This is a genomic window from Glycomyces rhizosphaerae (genome assembly GCF_042647865.1).
GTDB lineage: Bacteria > Actinomycetota > Actinomycetes > Mycobacteriales > Micromonosporaceae > Glycomyces > Glycomyces rhizosphaerae.
On record NZ_JBHRWO010000007.1, the window covers coordinates 65,684 to 91,279 of the forward strand.

At 68.8% G+C, this 25,596-nt stretch carries 23 protein-coding genes and 1 pseudogene; 11 read left to right on the plus strand and 13 right to left on the minus strand.

From position 1 onward, the window contains the following. The first annotated feature begins 193 nt into the window (after window positions 1-193). Both ACFO8M_RS07140 and ACFO8M_RS07145 read left to right on the plus strand, forming a co-directional pair. Window positions 194-1,198, plus strand: a complete 1,005-nt coding sequence (locus ACFO8M_RS07140) for a hypothetical protein (protein WP_387972552.1) — start codon at window positions 194-196, stop codon at window positions 1,196-1,198. Window positions 1,199-1,625: 427 nt separating this feature from the next. After that, window positions 1,626-2,993: an NCS2 family permease gene (locus ACFO8M_RS07145; RefSeq protein ID WP_387972555.1), complete on the plus strand. Its 1,368-nt coding sequence runs from the start codon at window positions 1,626-1,628 to the stop codon at window positions 2,991-2,993. A 55-nt stretch (window positions 2,994-3,048) separates the two neighbouring features. Here ACFO8M_RS07145 and ACFO8M_RS07150 read toward each other — a convergent pair whose 3' ends face one another. After that, window positions 3,049-4,251, minus strand: coding sequence for an ABC transporter permease (locus ACFO8M_RS07150; protein ID WP_387972558.1), 1,203 nt, complete (start codon window positions 4,249-4,251; stop codon window positions 3,049-3,051). Continuing rightward, window positions 4,248-5,117 (minus strand): ABC transporter ATP-binding protein, encoded by an 870-nt coding sequence (locus tag ACFO8M_RS07155; protein ID WP_387972561.1) that lies wholly within the window; start codon window positions 5,115-5,117, stop codon window positions 4,248-4,250. The genes ACFO8M_RS07150 and ACFO8M_RS07155 overlap by 4 nt, the downstream gene beginning before the upstream one ends. A gap of 286 nt (window positions 5,118-5,403) precedes the next feature. Between ACFO8M_RS07155 and ACFO8M_RS07160 the strand changes: the two genes are divergently transcribed. Continuing rightward, window positions 5,404-5,595 carry a molecular chaperone TorD family protein gene (locus ACFO8M_RS07160; protein ID WP_387973073.1) on the plus strand — a complete coding sequence of 64 codons (192 nt, stop codon included), beginning with the start codon at window positions 5,404-5,406 and terminating at the stop codon, window positions 5,593-5,595. A 319-nt stretch (window positions 5,596-5,914) separates the two neighbouring features. On the opposite strand, the gene ACFO8M_RS07165 is transcribed toward ACFO8M_RS07160, so the two are convergent. The 4 genes and pseudogenes from ACFO8M_RS07165 to ACFO8M_RS07180 form a co-directional block, all read right to left on the minus strand. After that, window positions 5,915-6,667 carry a hypothetical protein gene (locus ACFO8M_RS07165; RefSeq protein WP_387973088.1) on the minus strand — a complete coding sequence of 251 codons (753 nt, stop codon included), beginning with the start codon at window positions 6,665-6,667 and terminating at the stop codon, window positions 5,915-5,917. A gap of 94 nt (window positions 6,668-6,761) precedes the next feature. Continuing rightward, a pseudogene (locus ACFO8M_RS07170) lies at window positions 6,762-6,911 on the minus strand (IS3 family transposase); the annotation flags it as partial. A gap of 35 nt (window positions 6,912-6,946) precedes the next feature. Continuing rightward, window positions 6,947-7,615 (minus strand): IS3 family transposase, encoded by a 669-nt coding sequence (locus tag ACFO8M_RS07175; protein ID WP_387972564.1) that lies wholly within the window; start codon window positions 7,613-7,615, stop codon window positions 6,947-6,949. Continuing rightward, on the minus strand, window positions 7,612-7,746 hold the full coding sequence (locus ACFO8M_RS07180; RefSeq protein WP_387972566.1) for a hypothetical protein: 135 nt from the start codon (window positions 7,744-7,746) through the stop codon (window positions 7,612-7,614). The genes ACFO8M_RS07175 and ACFO8M_RS07180 overlap by 4 nt, the downstream gene beginning before the upstream one ends. Window positions 7,747-8,412: 666 nt before the next feature. On the opposite strand from ACFO8M_RS07180, the gene ACFO8M_RS07185 reads away from it, so the two are divergent. The 4 genes from ACFO8M_RS07185 (at window position 8,413) to ACFO8M_RS07200 (ending at window position 11,933) form a co-directional block, all read left to right on the plus strand. Then, window positions 8,413-9,066 carry a hypothetical protein gene (locus tag ACFO8M_RS07185; RefSeq protein WP_387972569.1) on the plus strand — a complete coding sequence of 218 codons (654 nt, stop codon included), beginning with the start codon at window positions 8,413-8,415 and terminating at the stop codon, window positions 9,064-9,066. A 368-nt stretch (window positions 9,067-9,434) separates the two neighbouring features. After that, window positions 9,435-9,857 carry a phosphatase domain-containing protein gene (locus ACFO8M_RS07190; protein ID WP_387972572.1) on the plus strand — a complete coding sequence of 141 codons (423 nt, stop codon included), beginning with the start codon at window positions 9,435-9,437 and terminating at the stop codon, window positions 9,855-9,857. A 1-nt stretch (window position 9,858) separates the two neighbouring features. Then, window positions 9,859-10,503 (plus strand): nucleotidyltransferase domain-containing protein, encoded by a 645-nt coding sequence (locus tag ACFO8M_RS07195; protein WP_387972575.1) that lies wholly within the window; start codon window positions 9,859-9,861, stop codon window positions 10,501-10,503. Between the two features lie 209 nt (window positions 10,504-10,712). Continuing rightward, window positions 10,713-11,933, plus strand: a complete 1,221-nt coding sequence (locus ACFO8M_RS07200; protein WP_387972578.1) for an NAD(P)/FAD-dependent oxidoreductase — start codon at window positions 10,713-10,715, stop codon at window positions 11,931-11,933. On the opposite strand, the gene ACFO8M_RS07205 is transcribed toward ACFO8M_RS07200, so the two are convergent. The 3 genes from ACFO8M_RS07205 to ACFO8M_RS07215 form a co-directional block, all read right to left on the minus strand. After that, window positions 11,922-13,463, minus strand: a complete 1,542-nt coding sequence (locus tag ACFO8M_RS07205; protein WP_387972581.1) for a PH domain-containing protein — start codon at window positions 13,461-13,463, stop codon at window positions 11,922-11,924. The two genes, ACFO8M_RS07200 and ACFO8M_RS07205, sit on opposite strands and share 12 nt — an antisense overlap. Beyond that, window positions 13,460-13,957, minus strand: coding sequence for a PH domain-containing protein (locus ACFO8M_RS07210; protein WP_387972584.1), 498 nt, complete (start codon window positions 13,955-13,957; stop codon window positions 13,460-13,462). The genes ACFO8M_RS07205 and ACFO8M_RS07210 overlap by 4 nt, the downstream gene beginning before the upstream one ends. Window positions 13,958-14,044: 87 nt before the next feature. After that, a complete protein-coding gene (locus ACFO8M_RS07215; RefSeq protein ID WP_387972587.1) occupies window positions 14,045-14,467 on the minus strand; it encodes an SRPBCC family protein in 423 nt (140 codons plus the stop codon). Window positions 14,468-14,624: 157 nt separating this feature from the next. Here ACFO8M_RS07215 and ACFO8M_RS07220 point away from each other — a divergent pair, with 157 nt between their 5' ends. After that, a complete protein-coding gene (locus ACFO8M_RS07220) occupies window positions 14,625-15,077 on the plus strand; it encodes an Hsp20/alpha crystallin family protein (RefSeq protein WP_387972589.1) in 453 nt (150 codons plus the stop codon). An 80-nt stretch (window positions 15,078-15,157) separates the two neighbouring features. Here the strand turns inward: ACFO8M_RS07220 and mgrA are convergent, their stop codons facing one another. The 4 genes from mgrA to ACFO8M_RS07240 form a co-directional block, all read right to left on the minus strand. Beyond that, on the minus strand, window positions 15,158-16,153 hold the full coding sequence (mgrA, locus tag ACFO8M_RS07225) for an L-glyceraldehyde 3-phosphate reductase (RefSeq protein WP_387972592.1): 996 nt from the start codon (window positions 16,151-16,153) through the stop codon (window positions 15,158-15,160). Between the two features lie 147 nt (window positions 16,154-16,300). After that, window positions 16,301-16,987 carry a response regulator gene (locus ACFO8M_RS07230; protein WP_387972595.1) on the minus strand — a complete coding sequence of 229 codons (687 nt, stop codon included), beginning with the start codon at window positions 16,985-16,987 and terminating at the stop codon, window positions 16,301-16,303. After that, window positions 16,965-18,248: a sensor histidine kinase gene (locus tag ACFO8M_RS07235; RefSeq protein WP_387972598.1), complete on the minus strand. Its 1,284-nt coding sequence runs from the start codon at window positions 18,246-18,248 to the stop codon at window positions 16,965-16,967. The genes ACFO8M_RS07230 and ACFO8M_RS07235 overlap by 23 nt, the downstream gene beginning before the upstream one ends. Before the next feature lie 105 nt (window positions 18,249-18,353). Continuing rightward, window positions 18,354-19,106: a phosphoglyceromutase gene (locus tag ACFO8M_RS07240; RefSeq protein WP_387972600.1), complete on the minus strand. Its 753-nt coding sequence runs from the start codon at window positions 19,104-19,106 to the stop codon at window positions 18,354-18,356. Window positions 19,107-19,547: 441 nt separating this feature from the next. On the opposite strand from ACFO8M_RS07240, the gene ACFO8M_RS07245 reads away from it, so the two are divergent. The 3 genes from ACFO8M_RS07245 (at window position 19,548) to ACFO8M_RS07255 (ending at window position 25,591) form a co-directional block, all read left to right on the plus strand. Further along, window positions 19,548-21,278, plus strand: coding sequence for an HNH endonuclease signature motif containing protein (locus ACFO8M_RS07245; protein ID WP_387972603.1), 1,731 nt, complete (start codon window positions 19,548-19,550; stop codon window positions 21,276-21,278). 330 nt (window positions 21,279-21,608) lie between these two features. Then, entirely contained in the window at window positions 21,609-23,375 is a 1,767-nt protein-coding gene (locus ACFO8M_RS07250) for an HSP90 family protein (protein ID WP_387972606.1), read from the plus strand. After that, entirely contained in the window at window positions 23,372-25,591 is a 2,220-nt protein-coding gene (locus ACFO8M_RS07255) for a hypothetical protein (RefSeq protein ID WP_387972609.1), read from the plus strand. Before ACFO8M_RS07250 ends, ACFO8M_RS07255 begins: the two co-directional genes overlap by 4 nt. The last annotated feature ends 5 nt before the right edge of the window (window positions 25,592-25,596 follow it).

The following is a 25,596-nucleotide window of genomic DNA, read 5'->3' on the forward strand; positions in this document are numbered from 1 at the left end:
GCGGGGGCGTCGTCGTGTTCGGCACCTTCGAACCGTTTTGGCAGGTCAACCGTTCGGTCGAGCACGGAATCAACCGAATGAGACGCAACCTCGGCTTCGCCGTCGACGTGGATGCAATGCCCACAGCCCACTTTGCGCAGTCGAATCCGGCACGTTCGACTTCCTCCGACCACCCGTCACGGAGAACAGACCCTTGAGACTCACACGCCGCCGCAAGGCCATCGGCGCGGCAGCCGCCGCGGGACTGGCGGGAGCCGTCGCGCTCGCCTTCGCCGTCCCCGCGCTCGCGGGTGACGACGCCACCATCGACATCAACCCCGGCAACGTGCCGACCACCGCCGCGGACTTCGAGACCCAGAGCTGCGACCAGATCCCCGGCGACACCGCCGACTGGTTCGACGGCTGGGTCTTCGTACTGCCGAATTCGGTTCCCGCCGTAGGCAACTTCAAGTACATCGAGGCGGTCTTCCAAGACGAGGACGGCAACGTCCTCCGCTACGACACCGACGGCGACGGCGGGATCGTCTCCGGCTCAGGTGACAACAAGGCGTACATCATCACGCCCGCCGGGCTGACCCTCATCGACGCCAAGGCCACGGTCGAGCTCGAAGAGGAGGGCGACGGCGGGAAGAACAAGGGGAACAAGGAACCCGAGTTCAACCTGACCCACGCCTGCCCCGCGACGGAGGAGCCGCCGGGGGAGGAGACCCCGAGCGAGGAGCCGACGAGTCCTAGCGAGGAGCCGTCCTCGCCGAGCGAAGAGCCTTCCAGCCCAAGCGAGGAGCCTTCCAGCCCGAGCGAAGAGCCCTCTTCGCCGAGTGAAGAGCCCTCCAGCCCCAGTGAAGAGCCGTCGTCCCCGAGCGAAGAGCCTTCCAGCCCTAGCGAAGAGCCCTCGTCCCCGAGTGAGGAACCCACCTCCCCGAGCGAAGAGCCCTCCAGCCCGAGCGAGGAACCCTCGTCGCCCGTGGAGGAGTCCTCCAGTCCGGCTGAGGAGCCGTCGAGCCCGGCCGAGTCGACCTCCGAACCGGCCGCGTCCAGCTCTGCGCCCGCCGATGCCTCGACCACGCCGGCCGGCTCGAACCTGCCGACCACCGGTGCGCCGCTTGGCTTCGCGCTGGCCGCCGCCGGGGCGCTCGTCCTCGCGGGCGTCGTGGCCCTGGTGTCGATGCGCCGCCGCAGCGAGCACGGGCAGGCCTGACCTGGGAAGGGTGCGGGGTTGCGAGCAATCCCGCACCCGTTATCGAAATGTTATGCAACCGCCCGTGTCACCCCCGCGTTTAGCAGTTGTCTCAGGGCAGGAAGCCCGGCGCACGAGTGCCGGGGCAGAGACGACCGACTACCGCCCGCTGCTTGACGGTGCGGTCCTTGTCGAGCCCCCGGAATCCTGCCACCGGGGGCTCGACCCTAAGTCGACGCCCCGGAGCCGTCCCCCCCTTGGCTCCGGGGCGTCGCTTGTTTTCCACGTCATATCGGGCGCGTAAAACTCACATTCGCAGGCCCCGAAGACTTTCCTAACCGTGGCGGACCCGGTACATTACCCGCAGGTTCAGTACCTGCCCATACCCTGTTTCCCGAGGTGCCAGCTGCCCGGCATCGCACCGCGCCTGCACAGGAGTGCCCGCCACATGGCCACCGAAGCCACAGAGAAGAAGGACGCGCCCGAGCTCGGACGCGCCGACAAGTTCTTCGGGATGACCGAGAACAAGACCAACTGGAAGCGCGAGGTCCTCGCCGGGACCACGACCTTCCTCGCGATGGCGTACATCCTCGCCGTCAACCCCGGCATCCTCAGCTTCGGTCTTTCCGACGCCGGGGTCGACGCCCCGAACCCCGGCGCGGTCTTCACCGCGACCGCGCTCGCCTCCGCGCTGGGCTGCCTCGTCATGGGCCTGTGGGCCCGCTACCCGATCGCCACCGCGCCCGGCATGGGCCTGAACGCGTTCTTCGCGTTCACGGTGGTGCTCACGCTCGGCATCCCGTGGCAGACCGCGCTGACCGGCACGCTCGTGTCCGGTGTGCTGTTCTTCATCCTCGCGGTCACCGGTGCGCGCGAGGCGATCATCAACGCGATCCCGGCGCAGCTGAAGCTCGCGGTCGGGGCGGGCATCGGCCTGTTCATCGCGTTCATCGGCCTCAAGGGCGGCGGCCTCGTCGTCGACTCCCCGGCCACGCTGGTCACCATCGGCGACTTCACCTCCGGCCCGGTGCTGCTCACCGTGTTCGGCCTCATCGTCACCGCCGTGTTCATGGCCCTGGGCTGGAAGGGCGGAGTCTTCTACGGCATGCTCGCCACGCTGGCCCTCGGCGTCCTCACCGGCGTGATCGACTTCGAGCTCACCGAGGGCTTCACCCCGAACCTCGACTCGTTCGGCGCGGCCTTCACCGGCTTCGAGGACGCCTTCACCGTCCACATGATCGCGGTCATCCTGACCATGCTGTTCGTGGACTTCTTCGACACGGCCGGGACGCTGTTCGCGGTGGCCGGGCAGGCCGGGCTCGTCAAGGACGGCAAGCTGCCGCGCGCCGGCCGCGCCCTCGCCACCGACTCGATCGCGACCTCCGCGGGCGCGGTGCTGGGCACCTCGACCACCACGGCCTACATCGAATCGACCGCGGGCGTCTCGGTCGGCGGCCGCACCGGCCTCACCGCCGTGACGACCGGCTTCTGGTTCCTCGTCTCGCTGTTCGCGTTCCCGGTGTTCGGCCTGGTGGCCAACAACCCGGAGGTCACCGCCCCCGCGCTCATCGTCGTGGGCGTGCTCATGGCGAAGTCGCTCGGCGAGATCGCCTGGAACGAGCTCGAGTACGCGATCCCGGCGTTCCTCATCGTCGCCGTGATGCCGCTGACCTACTCGATCTCCAACGGCATCGCCATGGGCCTGGTGTTCTACCCGGTCATGATGTCCGCCAAGGGCCGCTGGCGCGAGGTGCACCCGATCGCATGGGTGCTCATGCTCGCCTCGATCGGCTACTTCCTCTTCTTGACCGAATAGCCTCGATCTGACCGAAGGGCCGGAAGCGTTGCGCTTCCGGCCCTTCCTCGTGTCCCTAAGCGGCCCTTCGCAAGGCCTCGGTGAGCTTCAGGCGCGAACCGGTGTACAGCACGCTGCGCTTGTACAGCTGCGAGCCGAGCGCCAGCGCGCCCGCCGCGGCGAGGACGAGGAGCCCGATCGCGGTGACGATCTCCCAGGTCGGGACGGTGGTGATCGCCATCCGGGTGGGCATCGTGATGGCGGAGAACGGCGGCACGATCGACAGCACCTGCGCGAAGGTGCTGGTGGGCGCGTTGAGGGTGAAGATCGCGCCGATGTAGCTCAAGGTGAGCGACATGATGAGCGGGGTCAGGACCGACCCGGACTCCTCCTGGCGGGAGACGAGCGAGCCGACGCCGCCTGCGAGCGTCCCGAAGAGGACGAGGGCGATGAGCCACCAGCCGATCGTGGAGAGCGCCGCGGAGGCGGTGCCCGGCGGCAGGTCGCTCAGGACGCCGGTGGCGGCCGAGACGCCGAGGCCGACCGCGACCATGGCGACCAGGTTGACCAGTGAGATGACGCCGAGGCCGATGACCTTGCCGCCCAGGAGCTGCCAGGGTTTGAGGCTGGTCAGCAGGATCTCGACGATGCGGCTGGACTTCTCCTCGACGACGCCCATGGCGATGTACTGGACCGGGGTCATGAGCATCATGAACATGATGATGGAGATGACCAGGCCGGTGAAGTAGCTGGTGACCGAGTCGGTCGCGCCTTCGGCGAGGGTGATGGTCTCCAGGGACCGCGGGGTGAGCGCCGCGGCGATCTCGGCGTCGCTGAGTCCGGCCTCGTGGAGGTTGGTCTGGACGGCGGCGGCCTGCCAGGCGGAGTCGAGCCGGGTCTGGAGCCCCTGGTCGGGGTTCTCCTCGCTGTAGAGCTTGCCGTCGGCGACGGCGGTGTCGACGGTGCCGTCCTCGACGGCCTTCTCGGCCTCGCCGACGGTGTCGTACATGGTGATGTCGAAGCCGCCCATGGCATTGAGCTGGCTCTCCATCGCGGTCGCGTTGGTCCCGGCGAGGCCGATCTTCTCGGCTCCTTCGTCGCCGCCGCCGAGGATCGTGGGCAGCGCGGCGAGCACGCCGACGATGAGGACGGTGACGATGAGGCTGACGATGTTGGACTTCGCGAGGCCGCGCACGCGGATCTCGCGACCGGCCACGAGCATGAGGCCGCGCAGGCGCGAGGTCTCATGGTGCCGAGTCCCGTTGGGCTGAGCGGTCATCGGGTCACGGCCTCTCGGAAGATCTCGGCGATGGTGGGCTGGTCGTAGGCGAAGTGGGTGACGCGCCCGGCGGCGGCGGCGATGCGCAGCACTTCCTGGTCGTCGGCGTCTTCCACGAGGTAGTCGTCGCCTTCGCGGGTGACGGTGCCGGGGAAGGCCGCCGTGAGGTCGTCGGGGGTCTGGACGCTGACGCGGAGTTGCTTGACCTCCTTGGCCTTCAGCTCGTCGACCGATCCGGCGGCGATGATCTTCCCGTTGCCGATGATGACGACGGAGTCGCAGAGCCGCTCGATGAGGTCGAGCTGGTGGCTGGAGAAGATGACGGGAGCGCCGCCCGCGGCGCGGTCCTTGAGGGCGGTGCCCATGACGTCGACGGCGATCGGGTCGAGGCCGGAGAACGGCTCGTCGAGGATGAGCGCCTCGGGGTCGTGCACGAGCGAGACGGCGAGCTGCACGCGCTGCTGGTTGCCCAGCGAGAGGTCCTGCACGAAGTCGCCCGACCGGTCGGTGAGGTTGAGCTGCTCCAAGAGGTCGGCGGCGGCGCGCTTGGCTGCGGCGCGGCTCATGCCGTGGAGTTCGCCGAAGTAGGCGATCTGCTCGGCGGTCTTCATCTTCGGGTACAGCCCTCTTTCCGAAGGCATGTAACCGAAGCGGCGGCGTGCTTCGACGCCGAGCGGGGATCCGTTGTAGACGATCTCGCCGGAGTCGGCGGCGAGGACGCCCATGGCGATGCGCATGGTGGTGGTCTTCCCGGCGCCGTTCGCGCCGACGAACCCGACCACTTCTCCGGGGGCGGCCGAGAGCGACACCCCGTCGAGGGCAACGGTATCGCCGAACCGCTTGTGCAGGTCCTTGATTTCGAGCATGGTTTCACCCTAGAGCGACGGCCGGGCCGGTTCCTCCGCCTTGAGAGGGATTCCGGCCCGGCCCCGTTCCTTCGCGAGGACTAATCACGTCGGCGCGGGGACCGTCCGGAACGCCGCCAGTGCGAACAGCCCGACCAGGTGCCGGGCCGTGGGTGACGCTCGTGCAGTATGCCGATTCGTCCTCTTCGGGTCATTGAGTGCGCCTAATCTGGGCCCTGGCCGAAACCCGAACCGGGACCGTGGCGACTGGGGGCGAACATCGTGGCACTGAAGACGCGGCCGCGCGCTGACCCGAGTGAAGGAGATCTATGCGGCCTGCGGATGGCGACCCGACCCCGCTGAACTCCCCGACCACCTCGCGGTGGTCCTCGAATTCACGGCAGGGGGAGACGCCGTCCGAGGTCAACGTCTCCTTGAGACCTTCCAACCGGGCATCGAACTGCTCCGCGCCGCCCTCCATGACGGCCGCGGCCCTTAAGCCCTTGCCCTCGATGCCGTGGCCGCAACCCTCCCGCCCCCCGACGAAGCCCGCAGCGAGGCCCGCCTGGCCGCCACCGGACCTCCAGTAGAGGACGTCGGCCTCGACCCGTAGGGCATCGGTTCGAACCGCCAGGTCCCACTCGGCATGCCGGTGGCGTTGGGAGCCAGGCGATGAATCCGACAGCCCTCGACTACCCGCCAGCCCCGGTGGTTGTTGCAGACACCGTGCGGCTGCGGTCGCCATTTCGGGAGCCCTGGTGGATGCGGTCATGGTCTGCGTCAGACACGGCAAGATCCCCCCACCCGCCGAGCGATCATCACCATGGCGTCCCGCCCAAGCTGGACGGTCCGCTATCGACCACGATCAGCTTCTCACGCGAATAAGCGTCCAGGTCAGCGTCGAGCCACGACTCGCCCCGCCGGGCGCGATGGAACCGAAAGGTCCCGTTCGTGCTGTTCGCGCCGACAATGCACCGCACCGCGACGGGCTCAGACAGTTCGCTGACGAGCCGGGAGATCTCCACAGCGAACCCCAACCCGTGACGCAGCATCAACACCTGGTCCTCCTCGGAGATCACTGGCTCCCCGTCGTCCAAGGAACCAATCTCAACCGGCACCACATCATCAAGATGGAAGCTGCTCACGAAGCACTCCCAGCCGGTCAGGTCCGGGGACGTCCCCGGCGGCTGCCCAGCCCAGCCGGAGTACCCGGCGAACAGAAGGACCTCGCCACTCCGGATGACTCCCTCACCGACAAGTTCCCGCAGCCCCGGCGCAAGCTCTGCTGGCGGCACCCCGACATAACCTCCGGTCGGCCCAAGCACTCTGGTCGCAACGTCGTTCAACCGCACAGTCAACACAGCACGAAGCCTCTCATCGCCACGCAAGCCGATATCCACCCATGCCTGCCAGGCGATGATCGTTACCGGATATTCGTAACAACTTGCCCCTACGCTGGCAACAAGTCCGGCTGGCCCGAGCAACTCGCACGGTTCGCCGCGCTGCCAACCGAAGCGGCACAGGAAGCCGCACTGGAAGATGTCGTCGACGAGGACGAGGCAGCCGCACAACGATGGGCTCTACTGTGGAGACGGAGCGGATGAGTGGGCGCGCTCCTAACGCGGCTTCGACGAACTCTAGCTGGGTGAGGGCTTCAAACTCGATGGGTGTGAGACAGCCCAAGCCCTGGTGGATGCGGTCGCGGTTGTAGTCGATCTCGATGTACTCGAACAGGGCGGCGCGGACTTCGGCGAGGTCGGCCCAGGTGCGCAGGTTCCTTCTTGATGGTGGCGTTGACGGACTCGGCGGCGGCATTGTCGAAACAGGACCCGGTGCGCCCGACGAGGGAATCACCCGGCGTTGAAGCACTTGTCGCGGAACGCGTTCGAGGTGTATTGCGAGCCGCGATCGGCATGTACCACCAGCTGCCCGACCTCGGGCCGCAAGTCGCCCAGTGCGGCGTCGAGCGCGGTCGTGACCAGGGCGGTGCGCATGTGGTCTGCCACCTCCCAGCCGACGATCCGCCTCGAGGCGCCGTCGGTGAACAACGCCAGGTGCACGAAGCCCTCGGAGGCCGTGGGGATGTAGGTGATGTCGCCGTAGACCACCTCGCCGGGACGGTCGGGCACGAAAACGCGGCCGACCAGGTCGACCAGGCCCGTCCGGGCCGGCCCGCCGATCGTGGTCTTGGCCTTCGGCTTCGGACGCACGCACTCGATCCCGACCGTCCGAGCCAGGCGCCGCAGCCGGCGCCGGGAATGGTGTCGGCCCTCGCGGCGCGGCATCTGATCGAGTCGGCGCAGGCCGTAACGCTGTTTGTACCGCTCGTGCAGCGCCCGCAATCGCTCGGTGCGGACCTGGTCGGCTCTCTCGCGGGCTGAGGGGGCGCGCCGTTTCCACGCGTAGTAGCCCGAGTGCGAGACACCCAACGCCGTACAGGCGGCGCGGATCGCAACTCGCTCGGATCGTGGTCTGCCCTGATGCTCCTGGTCGATGCGCTCGATGAGTGCGAATCTCACAGGCTTCGGTCGGCAAACCACGTCGCGGCCTTTCCCAAGACCTCCAGCTCCTGGGCCTGGCGACGCACCGTCTTGCGGAGCTCGTCGAGTTCGGCGCGCTCGTCGGATGTCAGTTCTTCCCCCGTGATCACCGGCTGATTCTTCCTCGCCTTCTGCCCTTCATGGTGTATCCGCTGTGCGTGTGGCGTGGCCGAGTCGGGTCCTCAAATGCCCGGTCTGGCGGTGCCGTTCGCGCTGGCGGTCGTACCGGTCTTGCCGTTGTGCGCCTCGTTCTGAGCACTGCCTCCGGTCGGGGTGATCCCGACCGGTGATCTCCCACCCAGCACGGCCCCTGAGGGGGTCGTGGTCAGCTGCGGATCCCGATAGCACGAGGGGACTGAAACCCATGCCCCGTAAGGCATCGGTCTCGGAAGCGGTCCGGTTTGGGGTTCGGTCAGAGGCTTGGCTTAGTCTGCTTGCACCTAGTCGCCACCTGTACGTTTTCCGTATCCCTGTGCGTACATCAATCATCCCTCGCACAGCCCCGCCTGTCATCACTCACAAGACGAGAAGACCTTCACGTTCCACCCAACCCGCCTGCGCCCCAAGGCAAAAGGTGCCGCTCGGCCCCGCGGGCGGGAGCGTCGCCCGCCCGCCTCGAAACAAACCCGCCATCCGCCAACCAACCCCACCCCTCCTTGTCGCTGCCCGCTTGAACCCCTACCGAAACCCAACCCCGCTTCGGCAACGGCGGTCCACTTCCGCTCGAGTCGGAGGAAGGATCATGCAAACGTCACCGATTCGGAAGGGGCCCGCGAATGGCGCACGATCAGGAGGTCCGAGCGCTGCTGCGGCACGTCTATTGGATCGGCGGCGGCAGCGGGGCCGGGAAGTCCACTGTCGCAAGGGCCTTGGCTGATCGCCACGGCCTGCGCTACTGCGGCGCCGACGAGTCCATGTACGACCATGCGCGGCGGACCACCGCCGCCGAAGCGCCGTACCTCCACGAGTTCATGGCGATGAGCATGGACGAGCGCTGGATGCTCCGCTCGCCCGAGACCATGTTCGAGACCTTCCACTGGTTCAGGGGCGAGGGCTTCCACCTGATCGTCGAGGATCTGCTTGCAATGCCGCCGGGCCAGGGGATCGTCGTCGAAGGCTTCCGGCTCCTGCCCGCACTTGTCGCGCCGCTGCTCGCCGACCCGGCCAGAGCCGTGTGGCTGCTGCCGACCCCCGACTTCCGAGCGTACGCGGTCGACAAGCGGGCGAAGGCGACCAACCGGCCGGGGTTCATCCAGCAGACCAGCGACCTCGATCGAGCCGGCCGCAACCTCGACGCGCGCGAGCGGTACTTCGTCGAGCGCCTCCGCACCGAGACTCGCGAGCTCGGCCTGCAGGCGATTACAGTCGACTCGGCCGTGGACGAGAGCGAATCGATCCGGCGCGTCAGCGAGCGCTTCGGGCTTTCGTGAAGCGGCCCAGCGGAACCCCCCTTGGAAGGAACTTCCCAATGTTTTTGTCAAGCCCTGATCGTTCAAGGCGATCAGGGTCTGGGCTTGGCGGGCGGCCATGGCCGCGGCCAGGTCCTGGCCGGGCAGGACCGTCCGCTGCGATTTGGCGGCCTCGACCGCGGTCTGGGCGAGGGCGGTGGCGCTGCGGACCCTGCGGCCTCGCAGCCAGGTCTCTACGCGGCGGGCGCCGGCGCGCCAGGGCCAGGACGTCGTCGATCAGTTCAAGCAGCTCGGGCTCGTCGTTGACGACGTTGCGCGACAGCAGTTTGCGCCGGGTGTTCCGATCCTACGAATGACCAGAAGCCAACCCACTTGAAAGGTAAGACCCCATGCCCCAGATCGTCATCGTCGACATCGACGGGACTGTGGCGCTTCGCCTCGGCGAGAAGCCCCGATCGCCGTTCCATTTCCATCGAGTCGGCGAGGACGCGCCGAATCCCGCGGTCATCGAGGTCGTGCAGGCGCTGGCATTGGCCGGGCACAAGATCGTGTTCCTCTCGGGCCGTGACGAAGTGTGCCGCACCGACACCCTGACCTGGCTCAAACGGCACGTCGGCCTGGCGGACTTCGAGTTGTACATGCGCAAGGCAGGCGACCGTCGCCGCGATTCGACCGTCAAGCGGGAGCTGTACGAGACGAAGCTTGCGCACCGCGAAGTCCTCTGCGTCCTCGACGACCGGGACCAGGTCGTGCGCATGTGGCGCGAAGAGCTCAGGCTGACCTGCCTCCAAGTCGCTTACGGCGACTTCTGACATGGAGCGCAACGAAGCCGAGCGGATGCTCGCCGAGCACGCCGATGCCCGCGACGAACTCCTCCATTCGATCACCGCCGAGATCCGCACCGCCGGAAAGACTCTGTGGCAGATCGGCTCCTTCGCCCACGGCCGACCGGACGCCTGGAGCGACCTGGACCTCCTCGTCCCCGATGGCCCCTGGCCCATCGGCCGACCCGCGCTCACGTTGGACAACCCCGCCAACGGCCCGCGCGGAGGCGGCTACACCGGCGCCGCCTACCTCACCGGACCGCTGCTCGTCTGGGTCGACTGGTACACCTGGCCTGCAGCCCTGCCAGTGCCCGAAGAAGCCCGGGTCCTGGCGGGCGAAGGCCCTCAGAGCGGACTCTCGCTGAGCGAGACGCTCGACCGCCACGGCCGCGGACCCGCGCCGGACCGGTTCGACCAGGGCGACTTCGCGCTGGCCATGATTCCCATCGCCGCCAAGTATGTGGCCCGTGGCAATGCTGAGGCGGTCGCTGGAATGGTGTCCATGCTCGGCGGTGACGTCGACGCCGACCCGATCGACGGCCTGCGGGCCCTCGTGCGGGCCACCGGCGGACCCTCGCCGCTCACCGAACGCATCGCGAGAACCCTCGACGTGGCCGAAGCCTTGCGTCGCTAGAGGCCGTGGATCGCCGGGTGCTCCGCGAAGGCGATCGTCACCCCGGTGCGTTGACGCGGATCCGGAGAGGATTGGGCGTTCGCCGATCGGGAATCCGGGCGGGAACCGGCTGAATGGTCCCGCGCGCGCGTGATCGCGGGACAATGGGGCCGAGCTGGGGTCGAGGGGAACCGGAGGAGCAGATGAACAGTGCACCGTACAAAGAGTCGTTGAGCAGCGCACCGTACGTCATCGTCGGGGGCGGCCTGGCCGCCTCGAAGGCAGCGCAGACCCTGCGTGACGAGGGGTTCGAGGGCGATCTCGTGGTCGTCACGGGTGAGGCCCACCGGCCGTACGAGCGGCCGCCGCTCTCCAAGGACTACCTGCGCGGTGAGGCCGACCGGTCGGCCGTGTTCACCGTCGACGAGGACTGGTACGCCCAGAACGCCGAGCTGCGCACCGGCGAGCCCGCCACGGGGCTCGATCCCATGACGCGGCGGCTGACCCTGGCCGACGGATCGGGCATCGACTACAAGAAGCTGCTCCTCGCCACCGGCTCCAGCCCCCGGCCGCTGCCGATTCCCGGCGCGGACCTGCAGGGCGTGCACCTGCTGCGCACCGTCGAGCAGTCCGATCTGCTGCACGCCGCGATCGACAAGGCCGAGCACGTCGCGATCGTCGGCGACGGCTGGATCGGCATGGAGGTCGCCGCGTCCGCGCGGCAGCTCGGCCGCGAGGTCACCGTATTCGGGCTCGGCGCGCAGCCGCTCGAGCGCGTCCTCGGGCCCGAGATGGGGCTCGTGTTCGCCAAGCTGCACACCGACCACGGCGTGGAACTGCTGCGGCGCACCCAGGTCGCCAAGATCCTCGGCGAGGACGGGCGCGCAGTCGGGGTCGAGACCGACGACGGCCGGCGCGTCGCGGCCGACGTCGTGCTCCTTGCGGTCGGGGCGACGCCCAATACGGGCCTCGCCGTCGAAGCCGGGATCAACCTGCGCCCCAAGGAACTCGGCGGCGGGATCGCCGTCGACGGGACCTTGCGCACCAGCGGGCCGGACATCTGGGCCGCCGGAGACATCGCCAGCATTCCGTCCGTCCACTACGGACGTCCGATCCGCGTGGAGCACTGGCAGACCGCGCTCGACACGGGCCCGCACGCCGCGAGGGCGATGCTCGGCGACGAAGCGCCGTACGACAAGCTGCCGTACTTCTACACCGACCAGTACGACCTCGGCATGGAATACCTCGGTTTCGTCGCCGGACCCGACGCCTACGACGAGGTCGTCGTGTCCGGGTCGATCGAATCCCTGGAGTTCGTGGCCTTCTGGACCAAGGCCGGCCGGGTGCTCGCGGCGATGACCGTGAACACCTGGGACCGCATGGCCGAGGTCGAGGCGCTCATCCGGGCCTCGGAGCCGCCGAGCCCCGAGGCCCTGCAGTCATTCCGCTGAGCCCTTGACCAGGAAGGGGCGCAACAGGTCCGGGACGGCGTCGTCCGCGAAGTCGAGGATCTCGTGCTCATCGGCGTCGATCACCGCGTAGTGGCCCTTGCCCGCGGCGGTGGTCGCGTCGAGCGTCATCAGGCCCATGCGCCGCTGGAACACCGACTGCTGGATGCGCCAGCCGATGATCCCCGAGCGGTCGAGGTGGACGGTGGCCCTCCTGGTGCTGCCGCGCCGCGAGACCAGATGGCGCCGGCTGTTCGCGTGGCCAAGGGACGCATAGGAATCGAACGCCGTCCAGACCGCGAAGGCGGAGGTGAGCGCCGCGGCCAGGACCACCGCCGCCTTGAGCAGCGCCGGCATCGACCACAGCAGATGGGCGGTGACCAGCGCCGCGGCGATGAGCGCGATGGCGACCACGGCCCACCGCAGGCGTCGCTTCAAGGCGGTCTTCGGATGCGGGATCAGGTCGGTCCCGACCGGGCCGATCACCGCCTCCGCCGCGGCCAGTGTCTGGTCAAGGGGCGCAGCGGGAACGAGGGTACTCAGGTCGCTGCCCTCCTCGTCGGTCTTGAGGCCGATCGCGACCACGTCGAGGCGGCCCGCGCCCGCCGTGCGCACGCCGAGCGGTTCGACGATCTCGACGCCGCGGATGCGCTCCTCCTCGAGGCTGAGCGAACGGGAGGTCAGCAGGCCGCGGCGCACCCGAAGCGTCCCACCGGGTTCGCGGTCGAGTCGGTGGTTCCACCATGCCTCGCCTTGGAGGACCAGGCTTCCGACCGCGCCGATGACGAGGAGGAGGGCGAGGCCGACGCCGAGCACCGTCCAGGCCCCGTGCTCCTCGACGAGATCGCCCACGATCTCGACGGGCAGCCCGCCCTTGCCGAACCAGTCGGCGACTTGGAAGACCGCGCCGACCACGATGCCCGCGAGCATCGGGGTGAGGAACGACAAGGGCGCGTACTTGAGCCAGCCCGGCTTCCACGTGGCGAGCCGCTGCTCGCCGTCGGGGCCGAGCTCGACCGCGTTGCGGCGCAGCAGTTCGGCGCGGAGGCGGTCCGCTTCGGTGCGGTAGACCGAGTCGAGCGCGAGCGTCTGCTCGTTCGCCGAACCGGATCCGCTGCCGGTCTCGCCCGTGCCCACTTTCACCTTGGTGAGGCCGAAGATCCGCTCAAGCGGGTTGGCGGCCAAGTCGACTGAGCGGATGCGTTCGCGGGCGAGGGAACGGCGGCGCTTGAAGAGGATGCCCGAGACCATCTCGACCCGGGAGTCGGTGACGCGGTATCGGGTGGTGCGCAAGCGGATCGCCTCGGCGATGACGACCGCGCCGACGACCAGCGCCGCGCCCGGCACGACCCAGGCGAGCGCGACGAGCCACGACGTGCCCGAGGCGATCCCGATCGCGGTGGGCACGCCGGCCGCGACCATGGCGCCGAGCATGAACAGGGCCGTGACCTTGAGGCCGTCGCGGTGGAGCCGCAGCCAGGGCGTCTCGGGATCGGTGTCGAGTGCGGTGGCGGTGGGCTGCTCTTCGGTCATGTCGCGTCCCCGGGGGTGACGTCGGTCAGCTCGGTGAGGCGCGCGGCCAGCGCGGAGGCCTCGTCCTGTTCGAGCCCTTCGAGTTTCACGGCGCCGGCGGAAGACGCGGTCGTGACGACCACAGTCGACAGTCCGAAGGAGCGTTGCAGCGGGCCCTGCGTGGTGTCGACGGTCTGGATGCGCGACATCGGGGCGATGCGCCAAGTGCGCCAGAAGTACCCGGTGAGGGTGTAGACGGCGGTGTCGGTGACCTCCCAGCGGTGCACGCGGTGCCACCACACCGGCAGCGCCAGTGCGAAGGCGAAGCCGATCACGGCGATCACGACGCCCGGGCCGAGCAGCCACAGGCGGGCGGGGGCAATGAGGAGGCCGAGTACCGCCAGGGGGACGGCGACCACGGCGGTGGCGATGACGAGTTGCCAATGCCACCAAGGCTTGACGCGCGGGTCGAACTGGTTCTGGGGCGGGCGCAGCGTCGTGCTGGATGGGCTCATGCCCCGAATCGTAGTGAACGGGGGCGGACCGGACTTCCGACTCGGGACGGATATTCCGTGAGTCGGCGTCATACCTAAGTACCGGCCTCAGCGGTTCTCCAAGAGCTCCTTGAGGTGCCGGTAGCTCACGGGCGCGCCCTTCTCGGCCTGGCGGCGGACCATCGGAAGGATCGCGACGCCCATGCCGTGGGCCGCGAACTCGAGTGTGAACGTCACCCGCGAACGGGCGCCGTCGTCGCGGGGCGCGACGGTGATCGTGGCGTGGGGCCGGATGGGGCCGTCGATGCCCTTCGCGGCCCAGTGGAGGGGCGGGTCGTTCGCGGTGATCCGCTGGAGGGTGGTGCGTTCGGCGCCGACGAAGCGGCGGACCGTCACGAACTCCTCGTCGTCGAGGATCTGGACGCGGACGACGTCGCGCTGCCATTCGGGGAAGTGGGCCGGATCGGTGGCGAAGGCGAACACCTCGTCCGGGGGTCGGTCGATGTCGACCGTCGAGACCATCGGTGCCATGGTGCGCTCCTCATTGCGGAAGGCGGTTCGGCTCCCTCCAGCGTCTCACCGATCGAGGCCGCTGTCGCCCCTCCGGAGGCGGGTTAGTTCGCGGCCCGGGCGGGCATCCTTCACGGCGGCCGCACCCGAGCGGCTGCCGAGCGATTGGAGGAGGACCATGACCAGGCTGCCCATGCGCAGAGGCGCGATAGAGCGCTCCGACCCGATGTCCGTCTTGGATGACTTCGCCGGGTATATGAATCGGATGATGGGCCCGTACATGCCGTCCATCGACGTGGGTGATCAGGCGTGGACACCGCTGGTGGACATGTCCGAGAACGACACGGAGTACCACATCGACATCGAGGCCCCCGGCGTCAACCGCGAGGACCTCACGATCGCCGTCGAGGGCCAGGACTTCTCGGTGAGCGGCAAGTACCGCAGCGAGGACCACCACGAGGGCAACGACCTGCGACGCTCGAGCCGGCGCAGCGGCCAGTTCGAGTACACGGTGCGACTGCCGCACGCCGTGGACTCGGACAAGGCGACCGCGGAGCTCAAGGACGGCGTCCTGTGCGTCGCGATCCCGAAGATGGAGTCCCCGGGGCAGAAGAAGATCGCGATCAAGTGAACGTGGCGGGCCCGGGGCTCGCCGAGGGACCGAGCGGCCACCCTGACTGAGCTTCTCAGGGTGGCCCGGTCGCGGCGCGTCTAGCCGATGGCGTACTCGTCGATGGCGGCGAGTTCATCGTCGGTGAAGTCGAGGTTCCCGAGCGCGCCGATGTTGTCCTCCAGCTGCTTGACGCTGCTGGCGCCGATGATGACGCTGGTCATGCGCTCATCGCGCAGCGCCCACGCGAGGGCCATCTGCGCGAGGGTCTGGCCGCGCCCGGCGGCGATGTCGTTGAGGGCGCGCACGCGCGCCATCTTGGCCTCCTCGAGGGCGTCCTCGTTGAGGAAGACGCTGGTGCGCACGCGCGAGTCCTCGGGGATGCCCCCCAGGTAGCGGTCGGTCAGGAGTCCTTGTGCCAAGGGGCTGAAGACGATGCAGCCGGCGCCGACGTCATCGAGGGCGTCGAGGAGTCCGTCGCGTTCGGTCCAGCGGTTGAACATCGAGTAGGACGGCTGGTTGATCAGCAGCGGCGTGCCGAGGTCCTTGAGGATCGCGGCGGCGGCCCGGACCTGCTCCGAATTGTAGTTGGAGACACCGACATAGAGGGCCTTGCCGGAGCGCACGATCGCGTCGAGCGCGCCCATGGTCTCCTCGAGCGGAGTCTCGGGGTCGGGCCGGTGGTGGTAGAACACGTCCACGTAGTCCAAGCCCATGCGTTGCAGGGACTGGTCGAGCGAGGAGATCAGGTACTTGCGCGAGCCCCAGTCGCCGTAGGGGCCGTTCCACATGTGGTACCCGGCCTTGGAGGAGATGACGAGCTCGTCGCGGTAGGGCCTGAGGTCGTCGGCGAGGATGCGGCCGAAGTTCTCCTCGGCGCTGCCCGCGGGCGGGCCGTAGTTGTTCGCCAGGTCGAAGTGGGTGACGCCCAGGTCGAACGCGCGGCGGACGATGCCCCGCTGGGTCTCCAGGGGCCGGGTGTGGCCGAAGTTCTGCCACAGGCCGAGGGAGATGGCGGGCAGTTTGAGGCCGCTGCGTCCGGAGCGGCGGTACTGCATGGTCTTCTCGTAGCGGTCGTCCGCGGGGAGGTGAGTCACGAATGCAGCCTATCCGGTCCGGCAAGCGTTGTACTTACCCTCGGCGACGCTTGCGAGCCGCAAGTTAGCGACCTCGGCGAAGCTTGCGAGCCATAAATTAACAAGGTGAACGCCGGGTGGCCGACCCGAAGGTGACCACTGGGTGAACTACGCGTGGGGGTCGAACTTGTAGCCGAGGCCGCGCACGGTGACGAGGTGGCGGGGCTTGCCCGGTTCGGGCTCGATCTTGGAGCGCAGGCGTTTGACGTGCACGTCGAGGGTCTTGGTGTCGCCCACGTAGTTCGCGCCCCAGACGCGGTCGATGAGCTGGCCGCGGGTGAGCACGCGCCCGGCGTTGCGCAGCAGCATCTCGAGCAGCTCGAACTCCTTGAGCGGCAGCTGCACGTCCTGGCTGGCGACGGTCACGGTGTGGCGGTCGACGTCCATGCGCACCGGCCCGGCCTCCAGGACCGTGACGATCGGGTCGTCGGGCTCGGCCGAGCGGCGCAGGACCGCGCGGATGCGGGCCACGAGCTCGCGGGAGGAGTAGGGCTTGGTGATGTAGTCGTCCGCACCCAGCTCCAGGCCCACCACTTTGTCCACTTCGGAGTCACGCGCGGTGACCATGATGATCGGCACGTTCGAGTGCGCCCGCAGCTCGCGGCACACCTCGGTGCCCGACTTCTCCGGCAGCATCAGGTCGAGCAGGACCACGTCGGCTCCGGCGCGCTCGTACTCCTTGATGGCGGCGTCGCCATCCGCGGCGACGGCCACCTCGAAGCCCTCCTTGCGGAGCATGTAGGAGAGGGCATCGGAGAACGATTCCTCGTCTTCAACTACGAGCACGCGGGTCACGAGTGAACCTTTCTAACGGCCGACCTTGCTGGGTGGTTCCGATTTCATCCGAGTCCGGTGCCGTGGCGTCGGACGGAAGGGAACGAGCAGGCAACATCAAGGTAAACACTGATCCAGCTTCGGGCATACTGGACACTTCGACCCTACCCCCGTGGTTGACCGCCACGTGCTTGACGATCGCCAGGCCGAGGCCGGTGCCGCCCGTGGAACGCGACCGGGCCGCGTCCACGCGGTAGAACCGCTCGAAGATGCGGTCCAGTTCTTCGGCGGGAATGCCGATTCCCTCGTCCCGCACGGCGATGCAGACCATTTGCACACCGGCCAGGTGACCGCTCGGGGACGTGATCGAGGTCGACACCTCCACCGTCGTGTCGTCAGGTGAATAGGAGATGGCGTTGCCAACGAGGTTCTTCACGGCGGTCACCAGTTGCGACTCCGAACCGAGGACCTCGGCGCCCATGACGCCGGAATACTTGAGCTCGATGCCCTTCTCCTCGGCGGTGATGCGCGTCTGGTCGAAGGCCTCGGCCACGATCCGGTCGACCTCGACGGGCTCGGGGTCGGGCAGCTTCTCCGCGCCCTGGAGCCGCGAGAGCTCCAGCAGGTCGGTGACCAGGTGGTTCATGCGCTTGGACTCGGACTGGATGCGGGAGGCGAAACGCGCTGAAGCGTCCGGGTCCTCCGCGGCGTCCTTCAACGCCTCGGCGAGGATCTGCATCGCGCCCACCGGGGTCTTCAGCTCGTGGCTGATGTTCGCCACGAAGTCGCGGCGCACCCGCTCGACGCGGTGGAGCTCGGAGATGTCCTGGAACTCGGCCACCGAGACGCCGTCCGGCAGCGGCGTGATGCGCACGCTCACAGCGCTCGGCTCGCCCATGACCTGCTTGGGGACTTCGATCTCGGCGTCCCGGTAGCGGCCGGAGCGCCGCGCCTGCGCGAGCAGCGCCCGCAGCGTCAGCGAGATGATCTCGTGGTCGTCCACCAGGCCCAGATCGCGGGCGGCCCGGTTGGTGTAGAGGACGCGGTTGTGGTCGTCGACCAGGCACACGCCGGTGCGCAGCAGGTCGGTCGCCGCCTCCCATGGGCGGGAGTCGGCGACGGGGGCGGTGCGGATCTCGGGGCGGGGCGTGCCGCGGTGCCGGGTGCGCAGGAGCGCCGAGGCGGCGGCGCCGAACGCGGCTCCCGCTGCCAGACCGGTGAGCACGCGTCCTGCGCTTCTGCGCAGGGAAGCGAACGGCGGCGGTGAATCATTGTGGGCCACGACCCCAGCCTAAGCGCGAAACGGCCCGACGTCGAACGCCGGGCCGTAACGGATGTCACTTGCCGTTAACGCAGAGTGCGCATTAAGGCTATTTCTACCTACGCGCTATTTCTTTCCCTGTGCGGCGACCGCCGCGGCGGCCTCGGCGGCGGCCTCGGGGTCGAGGTACTCGCCGCCGGTGACCAGTGGCTTCAGCGTGGCTTCGTCCAGCTCGTAGCGCAGCGGCATCCCGGTGGGGATGTTCAGCTTGACGACGGCCTCGTCGGTCATGCCGTCGAGGTGCTTCACCAGCGCCCGCAGCGAGTTGCCGTGGGCCGCGACCAGCACGGTCTTCCCGGCCTTCAGGTCGGGGACGATGCCGTCGTACCAGTAGGGGAGCATCCGCACGAGGACGTCCTTGAGGCACTCGGTGGCCGGGAGGATCTCGGGGGCGAGATCGGCGTAGCGGGCGTCGCCGTCCTGCGCGAACTCCGAACCGGCCTCGATCGCGGGCGGCGGCACGTCGTACGACCGGCGCCAGGTCATGAACTGCTCCTCGCCGTACTCGGCGAGCGTCGCGGCCTTGTCCTTGCCCTGCAGCGCGCCGTAGTGGCGCTCGTTCAGGCGCCAGGAACGCTTGACCGGGATCCAGGAGCGGCCGGCCTCGGCGAGCGCCAGCTCAGAGGTGTTGATGGCGCGGCGCAGCAGTGAGGTGTGCACGACGTCCGGCAGCAGGTCGGCCTCGGCGAGCAGCCGCCCGCCGCGGCGGGCCTCGTCCTCGCCCGACGCCGACAGCTTCACGTCGACCCAGCCGGTGAACAGGTTCTTGGCATTCCATTCGCTTTCGCCGTGGCGAAGCAGCACGAGAGTAGCGGTCATACCCCTATCCTGCCGTGCCTCGCCCCGTCCTGCCGCCCGGTCAGCGCGCGGGTGTGGCGGCCGTCGCCTCCTCACTGAAGAGGGCGGCCGCCGGTGCGTTCTATCGAGCCGTTTCGGTCGGGGTTCGGGCGGCGGCGACGGGAGGTGGTGCTTCGTTCGGGCGCCGTGCGCGGCCGCCTGGTCTGGGCCGGTCGGGGTTCGGGCGGCGGCGAAGGGGCAGTAGGCCGTTGCTGCGCTGTGCGCGGCTGCTCGGCTCCGGATAGAGGCGGGGCGGCCGTGAAGGGTTCGGCTTGCGTTGCACCCCAAAAGGTTTCAGAACGTGACCCACATGACTTTGTCGTTAGTGGATCGACATTTCACGTAAAGTTATCATTGAACTACGGTAGTACAAGCAAGCGAAAACCAACAGGCCGTACGAGAACAGCGAAGGCGGTGAACCCGATGGCCGGATGCACGACTCCCACCCCCCAGGCCCGCGCCGAACAGCGAAACCGCGCCCAGGCCACTCGGGCGCTCCTCGACGACACCGCCGCACTTGTGAACGGCGCCTATGCCACCGCACTGCGCATCGTGATGGACGCCTTCGCGCACCAGGTACACCGCGACTCGGACGGATTCTCCGCGCAGCGGGACTGGCTGCTGTCGACCTTCGACTTCACGTACTCCGCCGCCGGTGAGATCGCCGCGATCGCCAAGTACGCCCCGAAGTTCACGGTCATTGCGGAAGCGGCCCTGACCGGCTATGCCCGGATCGACCAAGCCGCCTTCGCCGTCCGCTCCCTGGCGAGGACCGCCGCTGCCGCCTTGTTCGCCCGCACCCCGTTCCGGTCCCCGGTGCCTTCACCCTTCGACTCCGAGACCCTCTGTGCGACACCTGAGGCGCTCGTGGCCGAGTACGCGGCTCACGCCCCCTTCAAGGTCCTCAAGCGCCACCTGGCCGAACTGCATGCGAACCTTGCCGAAGAGGCTGAACTCCTCGACGGTCTCGGCGAGCAGTCGCTGCAGCGCCTCGAACTCCAAGAGCTCGCCGAGGGCGGCATGTGGATGGTGTCGGGCCTGCTGTCGGCCACCACGGGGATGCTGCTCGACAAGTACCTGAAGACGGCCGTCCCGCCCCCGCGCAAGGACGAGGCTGATGCCGAAGGGGTCCTGCCCCCGCAGGCCACCCGCAACGCCGAAGCCCTCCATCAGCTCCTGGCCGGATACGGCACCTCCCCTGATGCGACCACGCGCCACGGGCACACTGCCACCCTCGACCTGACCGTTGACATCGAGACGTTGCAGGGCAAGGACACCGGCCGCCTGCCATTGCTCGAAGGCCGGCCGATCTCGGTAGCTCGTGCCCGCCTGCTGGCCTGCGAAGCCAGGATCATCCCGAGCGTCTTCGACTACGCCAAAGGTGAGGCCCTCGAGCTGGGCAGGGCGCTTCGGCTCCCCAACACGTCGCTGCGCAGGAAGCTCGAACTCGAACAACTTGAAGGTTGCGCTTGGCGAGGTTGCGGCCGCCCGGTCGCTTGGGCCGAGGCGCACCACATTCGGCACTGGGTGGACGGGGGCGAAACGGTCGCAGAGAACCTGATCCTGCTGTGCCGGTTCCATCACGGCCGCATCCACACCGCGAACTGGAGCGTGACCAAGACCGGGCCCGGCAAGGCCGTGATCGTCCACCACGACCATCCGACCGGCACCGCCGCACCATGCGCGACCGGCCAGGGCACCGCCGACGCCACGAACCACGGCTCCGAGGAGCACGGCTGCGGGTGCGCGGACTGGCGCACCGACACCGACATGGACGCCCTTGTCGCCCACGATGCGAAGAACTTCTTCCCGACCGGGTTGTATCCGGCCGAGTGGTCCGAGGCCGTGAGGCCCGACCTCGAAGCGGTTGCCGCACAGGTCAAAGAAGCCAAGGCCTACTACGCGTTCGGCGGCAGCGCCGCCGAGTTCGACACCCGCGGACTTGACACCGAGCCGTCCGGGGAAGACCAGGGCAGCGTCTACCGAATCCCGGTAACCGACCCGCCCCCGATCTACGGCGACCGATCATCCTCAAGGGACTTGATCCCGTTCTTAACCTGCCCTCAGCGGGCGACTGCTGAGGGGAGCGCAGGTCACCGCCAGCGCAGCCCGACTCCCAGGAGGGACCGGGCCCCTCGGCATGTCCAGGGATGAAAGCAGCCCGGGAGGATCCCTTCACGTCCCCTGGATGGTCCCGCCCGTCAGCCACAGTGCCGCCGGGGAGGAGCAGACCTCGTTGTCGCCGCCCGTATGAAGCAGGGACCGTTCCGGGCCGACGGCCGCAGGCCGACCCCGCCATCCGTTCGCCGCTGCCGCTCGAACAGCGACCGAAACCGGCCGCCGGGGCGACCTTCGACGCCGCCCTGCCTGCCACCCCTTCGTCGTCGCCGATCTGACCGGGATCATCACGAGAGCCCTGAGGGCGCGTCCCTGGTCGGGGATGTACCAGTCCGCACTGGAGGGGTCCGCCTACCATCGGTGTCCATGCAGCACTCCTTCCAAGTCAACCTCGGCGGCATGGTCGACCTCCTCAGCCACCACCTCTACAACAGCCCCCGCGTGTACCTCAGGGAACTGCTGCAGAACGCGGTCGACGCGATCACGGCCCGGCGGGCCGTCGAGCCCGGCGCGCCCGGCGCCGTTCAGATCGATGTGGACGACGAGGGCCTGCTGCACTGCCGCGACACCGGACTCGGCCTCACCGAAGAGCAGGTGCACGAGTTCCTGGCGACGATCGGGCAGTCATCCAAAAGAGATGATCTGGGTTTCGCCCGGCACGATTTCATCGGGCAGTTCGGCATCGGCCTGCTCTCGTGCTTCATGGTCGCCGACGCCATCACCGTCCACACGCGCAGCGCCGACACCGGCGACTCGGTGACCTGGCAGGGATTCGCCGACGGCAGCTACACCCTCACCCCCGGACCGGAACGCGACGAGCCCGGCACCACCGTGACCCTGCGCCCACGGCCCGGCTCGAACCACTGGCTCGACCCCGCCACTGTGGCGGAACTGGCACGCGAGTTCGGCGAGTTCCTGCCCGTCGAAATCCACTGTGGCGGTGAACAGGTCAACGCCGGCGAGCCGCCCTGGGAAGCCGAGTACGCCAACGGCGAGGAGCGGCGGCAAGCCCTGCTCGCCTACGGCCGGGCCGTACTGGGCGAAGCACCGCTGGACGTCGTCGACCTCGCCGCCCCCGAGGCCGGACTCACCGGGGTCGCGTTCGTGCGCGGCTCCACCGCCCGGCCCACCGAGGCAGGCCGCCACCGCGTCTACCTCAAGCGCATGTTCATCGGCGACGACATCGAAGGGCTGCTTCCCGAATGGGGGTTCTTCGCCAGGTGCGTGGTCGACACCCGGGAGTTGCGCCCGACCGCCAGCCGCGAGCGGTTCTTCGAGGACGACCTGCTCGCCGCCACCCGGGAGGTCCTGGGCGGGCAGATCCGGCAGTGGCTGATGCGCCTGGCCGCCATCGACCCCGAGCGCCTCGCCGCCCTCCTCGCGGTCCACCGCTCCGGCGTCATGGCGCTGGCACTCCACGACGACGACGCGTTGCGCCTGGTCGACCGGTACATCGAGTTCGAGACCAACCAAGGGCTCATGACGCTCGAGGAATTCCGCCGCCGCCACCCTGTGGTCCGCTACACCTCCTCAGTGGATGAATTTCGCCAGCTCGCGAAAGTGACCGCAGCACAAGGCATCGGCCTGATCAACGGCGGCTACGTGCACGCCGCCGAGATCGTGCTGCGGCTGGGGCGCCTGGACCCGGACACGACGGTCGCGAGGCTCGACACCGACGACCTCGTCATGAGCTTCGAACCGGTCGACGACGCCGTCGCGGCCGCGTCCCGGGGCTTCCTCGACACGGCGCGGGCGGTACTGGAGCCGCACGGGTGCGAACCGGTGCTGCGCGAGTTCGAACCCGCGAGCCTCTCGGTGCTGTACATGGAAGGCGAGGCCCACCGGCAGGCCAAGGACCTCTCGGCTGCGACCGAGCAGGCCGAAGGTGCCTGGGCCGCAGCGCTGTCCATGTTCGACGCGCCCGCCGTCGCGCAGCTACCGCAGCTGGTCTTCAACCACCGCAACCCGCTCGTCAAGCGCATGGTCACTGTGGACGACCCCAGCCTCGCCGGGCTCGCGGTCGAAGCCCTGTACTCGCACGCGCTCCTCACCGGCGGGCACCCGCTCTCCTCGGCCGCCACCGCGACCCTCAACCGCTCGTTCCTCGGCCTCCTGGAACGGTCCATCCGATGAACCGGAGTCCGCAGGAGCTGCGAGCGCAGCTCGATGCCGCGGCGGCGCTGCCCGACAGCCTCGCGAAGGTGTCGCGGCTGCAGGACCTCGCGCGCTGGGTCGAGGCGGCTGACGACGTCGATCTGCGCATCGACGCGAACCTCGCGCTGGTGGAGGCGCTCAAGGACTCTCCCGAGGTGCGCAACAAGAAGGTCAACCAGCGGTACATCGCGCAGGTCGCCCGCACGGTGGGCCTCCACAAGGCACACCCGTACCGTTTCAGCGAGGACCAGTACCGGCGGCTGTGGGTCGGGTTCTTCTGGGCGGCATTGCGGTTCCTGGAGGACGACCCGACCCTGATCCCCGGGGCGCAGGCGCGTGAACTGCTCGCCGACATGGCCGACCACTGCCCGCCGAACAAGGAGTTCGAGCTGCACCGCATGCGCATGAAGCTGGCGATGCGCGCGGCCGACTTCGCCGAGGCCGAGCGCTGCGAGCGGCAGATGCGGTCGACGGCCCCCTACGACCTCGACCGCAGCCACGAGGCCGTGAGCCTCGGTCTCATGTGGGCGACGGTGGACCGCCACGAGGACGCCGTCCGGGCTCTCTCGGTCTACACGCTCGGCGAGGGCATCGACGACTTCTCGCGCGACTGGGCCGATCCCCGGGAAGCGCTCGGCCAGCTCGCCATGAGCTACCTCCACTTGGGACGGCGGGATGAGGCCCGCCGGGCCCATCTCGAAGGCACCGACCGCGAACGCATCCGGCACGGGTTCCTCCCGGTCCACTTCATGTTCTGCGCCGCCACGGGCAATCTCGACCGGGGCCTGGGCCTGCTCCACCGGCATGTGCACGAGTTGTGCATGGAGTACATCGGCGTCGAAATGACCTGGCTCTACGCGTCCGTCGCGGCGCTGCTGCGCCGCGTCATCGAGCAGGGGCGCGGCCACGAGCGGTGGGAGCTGCCGAAGGACGACTCCGCGCATGCGGGGCTGGCCGAGTGCGGCGGCGGTCGCGAATGGACGTACGAGCAGTTCTTCCACTCGATGCTGACCCAGGCGCAGGACTTCGCCGACCGGGTCGACGACGCGCACGGCACCACGTTCCACGGCCGCAACGCGCACCGGATCGCCTACACCGAACCGGTGGCGCCGATATGGCTGCCGCCGGGGGACTGGGGCCGCCCGGTCGCGATCCCGGTGATCGAAGGCGACCCCGGGCACGTGTTGGACGAGGCCATGCGAAACGAGGACGAGACCCGACGCGCCCAGGCGCTCTGGGACACCTGGAGGGCCGCCGAACTGCAAGGACTCGACGAGGTGGCCTTCGATACGCAAGCGGCCCTGGTCGAGACGCTGCTCGGCCTCACCTGGTCGGCCTCGGTCGCCACGCAGCTCGTGGCGACCAGTGAACGTGTCGCGGCGGGCGCGCGATCCTTTGTCCCCGAACGCCGCAGCGGGTACGTCGCTTTGCTGCTGCGCGCGGCCGTTCGATTGATCGACGAACTGGCCGCGTTCGTGCCCCTGCACCGGATCCGGGCCTTGCTCGAGGCGATCGGACGCCTGCCCGAGGCCAGCGCACTCACACTGTTTGAACTGCGGATCCGCTTGGAGGCCAATGCGAACCAGTCCGAGAAGGTCACTGACCTGTGGGACCGTGCGAGCCGTTCGGCCGCGGCCCAGGAAGCGGTGCCGATCGCCGCGGGCCGTGCGTTCGCCGAACTCGAACGCGACGAAGAGGCGATCGCACTGCTCGAACCGAGGATCGGCACCGGCGGCGTCCGCGCCGACGACCTGCTGCTCCCGTACTTGCGCACCGGCCGTGAGGCTTTCGCCCGCGAAGCGCACGAGTCCCATTGGGAATCCAGCGACATGAACGACGCCCGGCTCGCCGGGCACCTGCTGTTCTGCCTGCGCCACGGCGGCCTGGACCGCGCGCGGGAGTTCCTGCACCGCAACCTCTACGACTACGAGCTGCCCCCGGGCAATCCCGCGGCGATCCGCAACCACGCGGCGTCGGTCCTGCTCGCCAGGCGCCTCGTGGACGCCGGGCTCGGCGACGAGCAATGGACCTGGCCCGAGTCCGACCACTCCACCGGCGGGCCCCAGGAGTGGACGTACGCGGAGTACCACAAGGAGGTCGGCGTCGACATGTGGCGCCGCCTCCACCGGATGGAACGCTGCTACGGCTCCGAGCATCTGCGCCCGAGGATCCTGGCGATCACCACCGCCGATTAGCCCTG